General features: G+C 44.8%; 5 protein-coding genes and 1 pseudogene. 5 read left to right on the top strand and 1 reads right to left on the bottom strand.

Annotated features, from left to right (window positions below):
* Positions 1–91: 91 nt before the first annotated feature.
* A complete protein-coding gene (locus dnm_RS15455) occupies positions 92–907 on the bottom strand; it encodes a DUF2887 domain-containing protein (RefSeq protein WP_207683526.1) in 816 nt (271 codons plus the stop codon).
* Between the two features lie 812 nt (positions 908–1,719).
* On the opposite strand from dnm_RS15455, the gene dnm_RS15450 reads away from it, so the two are divergent.
* The 5 genes and pseudogenes from dnm_RS15450 to dnm_RS15430 all read left to right on the top strand — a co-directional run.
* Positions 1,720–2,631 carry a DUF8740 domain-containing protein gene (locus dnm_RS15450; protein WP_207683525.1) on the top strand — a complete coding sequence of 304 codons (912 nt, stop codon included), beginning with the start codon at positions 1,720–1,722 and terminating at the stop codon, positions 2,629–2,631.
* 91 nt (positions 2,632–2,722) lie between these two features.
* Positions 2,723–4,027, top strand: coding sequence for an RHS repeat-associated core domain-containing protein (locus tag dnm_RS15445; RefSeq protein WP_207683524.1), 1,305 nt, complete (start codon positions 2,723–2,725; stop codon positions 4,025–4,027).
* A 41-nt stretch (positions 4,028–4,068) separates the two neighbouring features.
* A complete protein-coding gene (locus tag dnm_RS15440) occupies positions 4,069–5,031 on the top strand; it encodes an RHS repeat domain-containing protein (protein ID WP_207683523.1) in 963 nt (320 codons plus the stop codon).
* A 25-nt stretch (positions 5,032–5,056) separates the two neighbouring features.
* Positions 5,057–5,434: a hypothetical protein gene (locus dnm_RS15435; protein WP_207683522.1), complete on the top strand. Its 378-nt coding sequence runs from the start codon at positions 5,057–5,059 to the stop codon at positions 5,432–5,434.
* Positions 5,435–5,483: 49 nt separating this feature from the next.
* Positions 5,484–12,017 (top strand): annotated as a pseudogene (locus dnm_RS15430) (toxin TcdB middle/N-terminal domain-containing protein); the annotation flags it as partial.
* Between the last annotated feature and the right edge of the window lie 1,229 nt (positions 12,018–13,246).

Genomic DNA, 13,246 nt, shown 5'->3' with positions numbered 1-13,246 from the left:
CGTTGATCTCGTTCCCACGCTTCGCGTGGGAACGAGATTTTGTGTGAATTTTCCACTTAGTGACTATGTTCGTCTTCATCCGTGTCCGTATCTATTTTTTCTGAGAATTCCGAAGACGTCCGACTTCCTTCAGGCTTAACCCTGTTGCCAGGGAAATCTCTTTCACAGTAAGCTTTCCCATTAAAAGCAACTTCCGGGCGGTCTCTTCTCTGCCTTTTTTTTCACCTTTTTTTTCACCTTTTTTTTCGCCCATCTGAATAAGCTCCTGACCAGCAGTTGTCTGATCGAGGGGAGTTAGCTGTATCATTTTCTGTACCTCCTTCAAAGTAAGTTTCGGAAAACGCTGGAGAACAGCGTAAATAAGTAATTCTTCCAAATCTTTCATCTCATGCACGGGCATTTTTAGAGAGCGGATTTCTTCTTCCCACCGGGGGACAAGTCCCGGAAGTCTTTCCTGGTCTTTTTTTCTACCGGAAAGAATCAAGGGTTTCAGTACGGTCAGCGCATCGGCCTTGTCTCCTGTTTTTTCAAGGCAGTCAGCAAGGTTCTTCCGGATCAGTCGGCAGGGACGCGGGCATGCCAGCATGCAGTCCCCGGGATCGTATTCTTCGTCAAGAAACAGGACAATCGCTATAAACGGGGTTTTGCTCCCGCTCTGTTCGTACCATGTGCATATCTCCCTGAACAGCCGCCAGTAAATGGTCGGATCGTCATAACCCTGGATTTCGAGAAAAATATTCGGCCCATCACCGTCCGTCCGTCTGAGAAATCCGTCGAAACGCTTTTCCGTAGTTTTTACGGTGATACTCTCTAAAACATACTGACCCGCAATTTTCAACTGAACAAGCCGGAAGAGGCTCCGGGGATCAAATCGGAAGAGTTTGTAAAATAACGCATCTGTTTTCATATGTCATCCTAATTTTTCGTTTAAAACTGATAAGTTTTCAATATGCTTTTTTGAAATCAGGGTGATCACCCAGCTCTGAACGGTCAAAACCAAGAGCTTCTCTTGCCCATCGGAAATTTTTCTGATTATAACGGATTTAGGGGAGGGCCGACCAAGCCCCGTAAGGGCGGCATATTTGTAGCAACTCGGATGCTACAAATATGCCGCCCCTACGGGGCTTGCCAAGTCTCGATCTCTCCCCTAAATCCGTTATAATCAGAATTTATCAATTGTCAGGAGGTCGAAAACTTTTCGATCTCCTGCTCCTGTGATCTCGTCGTCTCGTTTCCAGACATTCCAGCCCGGGAACGAGATTGATTCTGAAAAAAAAGTCATATTTTTTTGAATCTGTAACCTATTTGTAATCTTCTATCTATTAAAATTTCCGACCAAGGTTTAAGGGAAAAATTCAGCAGATCGAAAAAATTTTCAGCACGCTGTTCCCGATGGCAAATCCGAAAAGTGCAAAAATGAAGCAAACGCGGAATTTTTGCACTCCTTTTGTCCCAATAAGTTTTTGATCTGCTGATTGTCCCTGTTTTCGGAGGCGAGTTCCCTGAAAGATTGTATTATTTCAAACTGTAACGAAACAGATTAAGGCTTTTTAAATATTTTTTTGAAAAAAAGAATAATAAAAAATGTCCATAACGCTTATCTTCCCTCTATACATTACAGAAGGGAAAAAATCAAAGGGATAAATAAATGAATACCGGGGTAAGCTCGGTAATGGTTTGAAATAAAAATAAAATTATTAATCAAAAAGGAGGTTGTTTATGAACAGATTCAGGTTTTTTAAAGTGTTTTGGCTGTGTCTGGTTGCTTTTCTGTGGGTGTTACCTTTTTCTTATGGGGATGACATTCCCCGGCTGATCAATTATGAGGGGAAACTTTTTGACAAGAACGGGAATCTGGTTCCTGACGGAAGCTATGATGTGGAATTCGGCATTTACGGCACTTCCGAAGGCAGGACACCGCTTTGGACTGAGATATGGAACGGCAGCACCAAAGGCGTTGCGGTCAGAAACGGGATGTTCAGTGTACAGCTTGGAACGCACACTCCGATTCCCCCGCTCTTTTTTAATGAACACCCTGAAACTTATCTGGGGATCAAAGTGGGGATTGATGAAGAGATGCAGCCTCGGCAGCGGATTACCAGTGTGGCGTATGCGTTTACTGCCGGAACCGGGGGAATTCCCAGCGGAGGCATTATCATGTGGAGCGGTTCGGTTGATGATATTCCCACTGGGTGGACGCTGTGCGACGGAACAGACGGGACACCGGATTTGAGAAACCGCTTTATTGTGGGAGCGGGAAATAAATATGAGACAGGAGATAAAGGCGGCACAGAGACAAACAATCTCGCACATACTCACAGTATTGCCACTGAAAACAGGATGGGAACTAGCGTTGCGGGAGGGCATTCACATTCTCTCAACATTACAATCGGTCAGGTACTGACTGAGGGTGATTACGAAAAAACAGTAAGAAATGATAAAAAACAGAAGCGTGTGGCATCACCCACTCATAGACATTCTGTGGATAATGCGAGTGCAAATTGGGCCGGAAATCATTCCCATGTTGTCAACGCCCATAACCACGGCGGATTTACCGGAATCGCATTTAAAAATACGCAGGTAGAAAACCGGCCGCCTTTTTATGCACTTTGTTTTATTATGAAGTTATAAGGTAATAAAGAAATCGGGAAACAAAGAAATCGGATTTTTCCAAAAAATCCGATTTCTTAAAAATTTCTTAAAAATCAAGGAGGGACATAAAATGATAAGAAAGATCGCTATCCTGATATTCGCAGCCATGATGCTGCTGTCTTATTTCCATACAGGCTTTGCAGCGACATCCGTGAAATATGAGTATGATGCCAACGGGAACCTGATTCGTGGGGAAGGAAAATTCTACGAGTACAACGACGCAAACAAGCTGGTCAGAGTGAGGCACGGGGATGAAAACGGTTCGGTTATCGCCGAGTATGTCTATGATTCCGCCGGGCAGCGGGTTAAGAAAATGGAAAACGGCGCAACCACGTACTATATCGGAAAGCATTTTGAAAAGCAGACAGAGGGAACGCATCCGGGAGAGTCGAGCTACTATTTTGCCAATGGTCAGCGGGTTGCCAGAAAAGACCCGGCAGGGAAGATGTTCTGGTTTCATGCGAATCACCTGGGCGGAACTGATACGATAACGGATTCGGCAGGAAAGCTTGCTGAGAGAACCAGATATTTTCCTTTCGGAGAGATTCGGGAAGGGGGGAATGAGCGATATACCTTTACAGGCAAGGAGAAGGATAAGGTGACGGATTTTTATTATTTTGAGGCTCGGCACTATTATGCAGGGTATAGGCATTTTACGCAGGCGGATATCATTGCGCCGGATATTTATGATCCGCAGAGCTTGAATCGGTATGCGTATGTAAGGAATAATCCGATTAAATATAATGATCCTTCTGGAAATGAAGAAGATAGATTTCAAGATTTATTTCAGTCCGATTCACCCTATTATGATATTGATGAAAACGGAAGATTTGTTTCTCGTAATTCAGAACCGCTTAACAGATGCACAGAAAATTCTTCTCCTCCAAAAAATTCTTTAACAACAAGGAATTGCTCATGTATCATGGATGATAATCTTGATAAATTTCCAGAAGGATTAGGAGTTACAAAAGCGGGAGATCATACATGGGGGAAACCTGGTAAATATCCTCAATATAATGGATCAGAGTCTTTAAAATGGTGTACAACCTATATCACAGGGAGATATAATATAACATGGGATTCAGATACTTCCGTTGATGGGAAAAAATTGAGAGCTCATGCAAGAAATTGGTTAATACATGCAAAAAATCAAGGATATAGCACTGGAGATCGTCCGGCGAATCTATCTATTGTTATTACAAATGAAAGTAGTTATGGGCATGTCCTAATTGTAGAATATATAAATCACGATACCCAATCAATCCATGTATCAGAAAGTAACTATCCAAGGGGAGGCAGATATAATGAACGTGACATTCCGATTAACGATTCGAGAATACAGGGATATATCTATACAGAAGAAAGTTATTGGTAAAGTAAGTAATTATTTATTTTTCTAAAAAAAGAGGGACAGAAATGATAAGAAAAATCGCTATCCTGATATTCGCAACCATGATGCTGCTGTCTTATTTCCATACAGGCTTTGCAGCGATATCCGTGAAATATGAGTATGACGCCAACGGAAACCTGATTCGCGGTGAAGGAAAATTCTACGAGTACAACGACGCAAACAAGCTGCTCAGAGTGAGGCACGGGGATGAAAACGGTTCGGTTATCGCCGACTATGTTTATGATTCCGCCGGGCAGCGGGTCAAGAAAATCGAGAACGGTGTGACCACATATTATATCGGAAAGCATTTTGAAAAGCAGATTGAAGGAACGCACCCGGGAGAGTCGAGCTACTATTTTGCCAATGGTCAGCGGGTTGCCAGAAAAGACCCGGCAGGGAAGATGTTCTGGTTCCATGCGAATCACCTGGGCGGAACTGATGCGATAACGGATTCGGCAGGGAAGCTTGCTGAGAGAACCAGATATTTTCCTTTCGGAGAAATTCGGGAAGGAGGGAATGAGCGTTATACTTTTACGGGCAAGGAGAAGGATAAGGTAACGGATTTCTATTATTTTGAGGCTCGGCATTACTATTCCGGATATCGGCATTTTACGCAGGCAGATGTTGTTGCACTGAATATTTATGATCCTCAGAGTTTGAATCGCTATGCTTATGTAAAGAATAATCCAGTGAAATTAATAGACCCCTCTGGTAATTATGAAGAGGCATTTACAGCCTTATTGTATGCATATGGAAAGGGTGATTTTATAGGGGATATTATTCTTCCAGATAGAAGATTTCATAATCCTAACAGTGGTCTTTCAAAAAAAATAGAAAACAGTTCTCAATATCAGAACTATATAAGAAATAAAGTATTTGAAGGTGAACAAAATGGTTTAATTAATGATTCACAATGTATTAAATTTACATATCATAAAGACCCTTTTTCTAAAAATCCCTTATCTAAAAATGATGCGGTAGTGTTCTAAAACTGGACTTAATTTTTTTAAGGCATTGAATCAATTTAGCAAATATCGGATCAAGTCCAGTTTTAGAACACCACCAAATGATGCTTATAGTCAGTCTGTAGATTTCAGAGGTATTAGTGAGTTAGGCTTGACTCTAGGTTTAACAGATAAGACTGAAATTGTTATAACTAAACTTGAAAATGGAGATTACTATATTGAAACAACGATTACAGATATCTATTACTTTTATCCAAAAGATTTTGGAAAAGAAAACCCCCTATCAGTAATTTTGAATAGTGCTGGACGGGAATTTCAAAAACGAGGAGTCCTCAAACCTTACGAAAATGTCATAAAAATTGAACATACTATATCACAAGAAGAATTTGAAGAATGGATGTTAAAAAATACGGAAAATGGAAAGTAAAAGTGGTAATAAAGAACGGCTTCCCCAAAAGGCATTATAATCAGGCTTAATGATCAAAAAATCAAGGAAAGGAGCTAAAACAATGTTTACCCGCACAACAATCATAATCACCCTATTATTTTTTGCAGTCAGCATCTCACCAACCCACGCCGGAGACCCCTCTCCCATAGACCTCTCCTACAAATTCTCCGGTGTCAAAGCCCCGGAAAGCCCCTACAAGAACACCTGGGGAGCTTTCCAAACCGATCTTTTCTCAGGCAGCTTCGGTTATCAGTACAAAATTGAAGCCCCGCCCGGAACCAACGGACTCGCCCCTGAAATTTCCCTCGCCTACAACAGCCATTCCGCCAAAGGAAAATCAGGCTGGGTCGGAGCCGGATGGGACATTCCGTTAAGTTACATCCAGCGGGATATTGAATACACTCGCAAAGACACCTCAGACGACACCTTTGACCTGTATCTCAGCGGTTCAAAACACGACCTTGTTTTCGTACCCATTGAAAACCAGTATCACACCAAAATCGAATCCTTCCTGAAGATCGAAAGGCGAACCGGTGCGCCCAATGAAAATGGCGAATACTGGGTCGTTACCGCCAAAAATGGAACCCAATACCGCTTTGGTTATAACACGGATTCTGAAAACAAAGTGAAAACCACCGATCCTGAGATGACGCATCATTATATCTGGCGATGGAGTCTTGATCAGATTACGGATTCCAATGGCAACTGTATCTATCTCAAATATACCGAAATCCCTGCCAACGGCGAAGTTTATCTCACCCGAATCGAATATAACAACGAAAGAAAGCGGCGGATCGAGTTTATCCTTGAAAACAGGGAGGACAGCTATCTTGTCATTGACCAGGGATCAGAGGTGCGTGAGAGCAAACGCTTAAAGGAAATCAGGATAACGGTTAACGGCGGACTCGTCAGAAAATACGCATTCAGCTATGAAACCAATCATGCCCGGAACAAATCCCTCTTGCGTGCCATTACACAATTTGGCAAAGACGGCACCACATCACTGCCCCCTGTGAAATTCGAGTACAAAGAATTAAATCCGTCTTTCGCCAAAACATCGGACTGGAGAACTCCCGGAAAAAAATACATCCGAAAATCAGAAGAGGACGGAGATCAGAAATACGACACGCTTGATATAAACGGGGACGGATTGCAGGATTATGTGAAATTTGAAGATGACTGGGATGACTGTGACGGCAAAGGCAGATGCTGGAAAATATGGATGAACCAGGGCACCGGCTTTTCCTCAACAGAACAGACATGGTACACGGCCCAGAGACCCGAACCCATCGGACATATCAGGGATGTTCACGACGGAAGCAAAGACCGCAAAGCCAACAACACGCGAAGCAGCATGATGGATTTCAACCGGGATGGTCTGCCGGATTTGGTAAGAGCGAACAATGAAAACAGATTGACCTTTATTCTCAATACAGGAAACGGGTTCGGCAATGTCGAATCCATAGGAAATCTGCCCACCAATGCCTGGATTCGCAATATCAAACGAGTGGAAGTGGATAAATACGGAAAGCCCAAGAACGCCCCCAATGTGGAACAGGCATTTCTGGATATGAACGGAGACAACCTGCCAGACCTTGTTTTCAGGGTAAAAATCAGTCCTGATGATGACACATTTAACGCGTGGAGAGTCTATCGGAATACCGGCGACAACTTTGTGGAATTCGGCGTATGGCCCGTTCCGCATACCCATGCCTGGATTGAAGACTTTGAAAGATCAGAACCGGAAGAAGACGGCATGGATACAGAAATCACAACCCGGGACATGAACGGCGACGGACTGACGGACATTGTGCTGGCAAACGAGTACGAGTGGAAAGTTTATCTCAACAGCGGAAGTCATTTTATAGACATCGGCAAGTGGCATTTTTCAAGCCACGCTGTCTGGGATGATGACATAACAGATGTTGATGAAGACGGAAATGTTGAAAGCGACCTCATAGATATAAACGGCGACGGACTGCCTGATCTGGTGAAACCAGAAAAAGACTCCACCCACTGGCCTGTTTCTCTGAATACCGGCAAAGGATTCGGCGATGCCATCCGATGGGATACGCCGTACTACAAATACACACGGGATGTGAAAACAGATGACGGTCATGTCCAGCGTGACTGTCTCGACATTGACGGAGACGGCGTTACGGATATCGTCAGAAGAGCCTCGGATACGCATTGGGATGTCCATTCCAATCAGGCGCAGAAGATAGATCTGCTTGTAAAAATCACGGACACACTCGGGGGCACAATCCAAGTGGATTATGCGTCATCCAAAAGAGATTATTATCCGCATAATCTCCGGCTGCCGTTCAGCTACTGGGTCGTGAGTTCCCTGGAAACCGATAATGGAATGTCCGGCCCCCATTCAAATATTTCAGCAAGACGCTTCTCATACAGCGGCGGACTCTATGATTATCCCACGCGGGAATTCCGGGGATTCGCCACGGTCAGAGAAACACAGCCTGATGATTCAGTCATCATCCATCATTTTCACCAGGATGAGGCAAAAAAGGGCAAAGCATACAAAACAGAACTCACCGATGCTTCAGGAATGCCCTGGTCAGGGACGGTAAATAAATGGAAAGATTCCCACGCAGACGGAGTTTACACCACCCTGCTGGAGCAAAAAGACGAACACACTTACGATGGCAGACGGAATAATCCCAAGACCGTCCGAACCGCATATAAAGACTATGATCAGTACGGAAACATCGGTCTGGAAATCAGTTACGGAGATGTCAGCACAGGCGATGACGATTTATATGCCTACAACAAATACTGGCTCCCCTGCGCTTTGGAACATCGGATCGTTGACAAACTGAAACACAGGGTTGTGAAATCATACATCAGCGGCCCCAAGCTCAGAGAATCCTTTTACTGGTACGACCACCTGAGCAGTTGCGTTGACAAAGGCAATCTCACCAAAGAGGAGGTCTGGCTGGATACCGGCGAAAATCCCGTGACAGCGCATGATTATGACCATTACGGCAACCGCATCGAAACCGTTGATCCTGAAGGACGGATCACCAGAACTGAATATGATCCGAGTTATCATACGTTCCCGGAGAAAATTTATAATGCCAAAAATCAGTTGGTCACGAGAACTTACGATCCTGGCACCGGAAACCTGCTGGAAGAAACCGACCCCAACGGCTTCTCCACCCGGAATGTGTATGATGTGTTTCACAGGAAAATCAAAGAGATCAGACCTTATGACACCGAATCGCTGCCCACAACAGAGATTCAATATTCCATAGACGGCGTTCCGCCGGAGCGTGTCATCACCTCAAAAAGAGAAATAAGCGGTCAGCCGGGAACACTTGATATGCTCCAGTTTATTGACGGATTCGGCAGCCTGATTCAGACCAAAACCGAATACGAAAATCCAGCGAACCGCATTGCAGTTGATGTATTTTACGATGAAATGGGGCGGGTTGAACGCCAGTCAAATCCGTATCTCACGGATAATTCCCAGGAATACAGCGCACCGGATACCTCTGTTCCGGCAGTTGTTTATGAATATGATGTTCCGGGAAGACCGATTACTGTCATCAATCCGGATCAGACCCGGATCCGCCGGAAATTTGACCATTGGACAGTCACCGAATGGGATGAAAATAATCACGCCGCATCCTACAGATTCGACGCACAGCAGAGACTGTTAAACGTTACGGAAAACAACAGGGGAGAATCGTATATCACTCGCTATGAATACAAATCCACCGGCGAACTGGTGCAGATCACCGATCATCTGAACAACGTAACCAGCATTGAATACGATTCCCTGGGGCGTAAGACATATATGAACGACCCGGACATGGGCCAATGGCGCTACGAGTACGACAAGGTCGGAAACCTGATCTTACAGACAGATGCCAGGGGAATTACGACCCAGATAAAATACGATCTGCTGAACCGGAAAACTCTGGTGGATTATCCCAATGACACAGATATTCACTATACTTACGACCTTGATGTCATCGGAACCTTGTCCCAGGTTCTGGACAGCGCGGGACTGGTTCGCTATCAATATGACCATCGCCTGAGAAAAACACAGGAAGATCGTTCTGTTGACGAATACACCTGGACAACCCAATGGGCTTATGACGCGTCGGACAGAATAACGACGCAGACTTATCCCAATGAAGAAGCGGTCGCATTCCATTACAACAGCCAGGGAAATTTGGACAGTATTCCCGGAATTGTCAGCAAAATGGATTATAACGCCGGCAGTCAGGTCATCCGGAAAGAGTATGCAAACGGACAAAGCACCACTTATGCTTACAACCATGAAAATCAGAGGCTGGAGAAAATTCATGCCCCGGGCATCCAGGATTTCCAATACACATACGATGATGTGGGAAATGTCCGATCAATTGCGGACGGTATCACGGGACTGACCGAGGTTTTCGCATATGACGATCTTGACAGGCTCACCCATGCCGAGGATGCCGAATATCGCTCGACGTATGAATATAATGCCGTCGGGAACCTTACAACGGAAACTAAAGACGGAGAGACTATTACTTATGATTACGGTGAGAACGCCGGCCCCCATGCGGTTACGGGAAAAACTACACCGATTCCGGTGGTCGGTTCGTTTGCCCTGAACAACGGGGATATTTATGTTACAATGCCCCAAGTCACACTGAACAATATTGCTTTCGGGGACCCGACAGAATACATGGTGAGTGAGGATAAAACCTTTGCCGATGCGTCATGGAAACCTTATGCCGAAGCCCCGGCATTTACGCTGAGTTCCGGATATGGCCTGAAAACGGTTTACTTTAAGGTGAGAAATGCGGACGGCGAATCCCGGGCCAAAAGCGATGATATTGAGTTCCTTTTGGATACCGACGGCGATACCATACCGGATAAATATGACGAGGATGACGATAATGACGGCATACCTGATACATGGGAAAAAGAGCATGATATGGATCCGCTGGATCCCGAAGATGCAAAGGAAGATTACGACGGTGATCAGCTTTCCAATTTTGAGGAATATAAGCACGGCTCAGATATACTCAGCCCGGATTCGGACGGCGACGGATGGGATGATTACGATGAGGTCTATGTGTATCATACCGATCCGGCTAACCATGATACAGACGGTGACGGGATAATAGATTCCTCCGATGTCAGTCCTTTAAATCCGTATCATTACCCGGAAAGTGAGGATTTTGCGGTAATGTCCGGGAATTTCAATGAAGGGGCTGACTTCCGAAACGAGTCATCGTATATGCTTCAGGACAGGATCGGAAGAATATTCACCCAAGATCTGAAAGGCGAACCGAATATCATCAGCAAAGAGATTGATCACAATGGCGGAACGGTCGTTTTGCAGGATGGTTCCGCTCGGGCTGAATTCCCGCCGGGAGCAGTGTCAGAGAGACTGACCATCACAATCAAAAAACTCGAAGGCCCCGCAACACCGCCGCCCAACGGAGGATTCGTACTTATCGGCAGCGCGTATGAAATCACTGCGGAAGATTCGGAGGGAAATCCTGTGACAGTCTTTGATGAGGAGATTGAGATAAGTTTGAAGTATTATCCGGAGAGCCTCGGTGAAATTGACGAATCAGAATTAAAAATCCATTATTTTGATGAGGATTCCGGACAATGGATAGCGATGCAATCCGAGCTTAACTTGGATAATCATACAGTCACGATATTAACAGACCATCTCACCAAATTTGCAATATTTGCACCTGAGCCGATTAACAAATCCCCTGAAATCTTGTCGGAGGCGGAAGACTTCGCGTATGTGGATGAGGAATACATATATGATGTTGAGGCAGAAGACCCGGAAGGAGATATGCTTACTTTTGAATTAACAGAATATCCCGCGGGGATGAGCATTGACCCGGAAACCGGCCTGATCACCTGGACACCTGATTCATCACAGGTCGGTGATCATGACACAGAAGTTCGGGTCTCGGACGGCAATTCGTTTTCCGAACAGCGTCTCACAGTCCTTGTTACAACTTCTGATGATGATCCTGATTCGATATTTACAGCAGGCATATTCACAGTGGGGGATGACGGGCTTGTACAATTCGACTGGCTATATGACGGCGGCATGTTTGAGGGCGAGCTTGGCGTTTTCAGCCTTTCCGGAATGGAAGCGTTTGAACCAAACTCACCGGCGTTTATAGAAGAGGCCGTCAGGCGTGCGCTGTCAGACAGCGAAGAAGGCTGTATCGTCATATCAGATCCCGCAGAGGGCGCACGATTCAGTGGATTACTCGGGGGCGAGTCAGAGGACTGGAATGAAGGCGAATATGGCGGATTAAAACTTTTTGAGATGAAACTCGATGATAAATTTGCAACCATACTGGTTCCGAACTCCACATTTCAGGAACTTTACGAAAATCCGGGCACAGGTGATTCTCACAAACGCCCGCTCTTTTCACTGGCATCATCGAACCCGGAACACGGCATGCACCTGGGACAGATCGCAGACATAAACGGATCAGGACATGCTTTCGTGTATGAGGACATGCAGTTTGTTCACAGTGACAGGGACTATAACGACTTGATATTCCAAGTAAGCGGCGCAAAAGGAGATGCTCCGTGCCTGGATGATCTGATAGCCTCCGGGGTTATGAATCCGGAAGACGACTGGCGACGTGATGCGAATGATTCTGACGATTCAGGGGAGTTGGCCGGAGAGATTATGCAATGCTTAGAATATCCCCGAATCTCTGTGACGCTCGCGTCCGATATTCTTTTTGTTTTTACGGTGTATGATTCTGAGAACAGGGAATGCGGTAAAGAAAAATGCACCATTCCCGATGCAGAATACGAAGTCGGCGATGACGGATCACAAAGGATTTTCTTGCCTGTATCGGATGAAAGTGACTATCGTGTTGTGATCCGGGGAGCAGAGAACGGAACTTGTAATCTGACAGTGGCAGGATATCAGGGAAATGTTGATATCACTTCGGAAACAAAGGTCTCTGAGATCGGAGCATTCCAGAGCTTCAAGTCATTTATATCATTTTCCGAAAAACAAACAATCCGTTTTGAAGCACTGACCCCATGTATGACAGCCAATGGCAATTTTTACGATTTCGACTGTGACGGAGGAGTTGATGAGGCAGATATTAACGTGATTTCTTCAAAATGGAATACTTGTGAAGGCGATATCAGATATGACTCCACTCTTGATTTAGATGGCGATGGCTGTATTACTATTCTTGATATCATGACTGTCATAAATAGCATGAACAGCCGATGATAACATGTGAAAACTGGTTCAACCAAATGCGGCCTGCATGATCTCATATTAGCTTTAAAAGTTCTGGTCGTTCAGGCCGCCCTTCCTGCAACAGCACCTCCCCCTTTTTCTGGAGACAGGTATCACCGAGTGCATGAAAACCCGGTTCCGTGCTGATATGCACCATTAAAGCCGGTAAGCCGTTTCTATTGAGCCGCTATCAGATTTTTCCTTCCGGGCGTGAAATATATCATAAAAAAGGGGAGCGTATCGGTCATTCCTGGACTCATCCGGCTAATTTCTCCTTGCTTTTCCCCCGCAGATGATGATAGTAATATCCAGATGAATCACTAAAAGCACTTGTTCAGACAGATATATTCAAAGATATCTGTGCAACGATAATCAAGAAGTTTCAGTAGATCGAAAAAAAATTTAACTTATTGTTTCGGAAGGCAATTCTCCTTTTGTCCCGAAAACGTTTCTATCTACTGAGTTTTAATCATCAACGAAACAAAGATATGCTTGTGAGTTGAACTTTTAATATTAAACACTCA

Source organism: Desulfonema magnum (assembly GCF_017377395.1).
GTDB lineage: Bacteria > Desulfobacterota > Desulfobacteria > Desulfobacterales > 4be13 > Desulfonema_C > Desulfonema_C magnum.
The sequence above is the reverse complement of the archived record's forward strand: the minus strand, read 5'-3'. Positions and strand labels throughout refer to the sequence as shown.

Coding starts and splice junctions, on each gene's coding strand:
- dnm_RS15445 (WP_207683524.1), top strand. CDS start 2,723: ATGATAAGAAAGATCGCTATCCTGATATTCGCAGCCATGATGCTGCTG.
- dnm_RS15455 (WP_207683526.1), bottom strand. CDS start 907: ATGAAAACAGATGCGTTATTTTACAAACTCTTCCGATTTGATCCCCGG.
- dnm_RS15450 (WP_207683525.1), top strand. CDS start 1,720: ATGAACAGATTCAGGTTTTTTAAAGTGTTTTGGCTGTGTCTGGTTGCT.
- dnm_RS15440 (WP_207683523.1), top strand. CDS start 4,069: ATGATAAGAAAAATCGCTATCCTGATATTCGCAACCATGATGCTGCTG.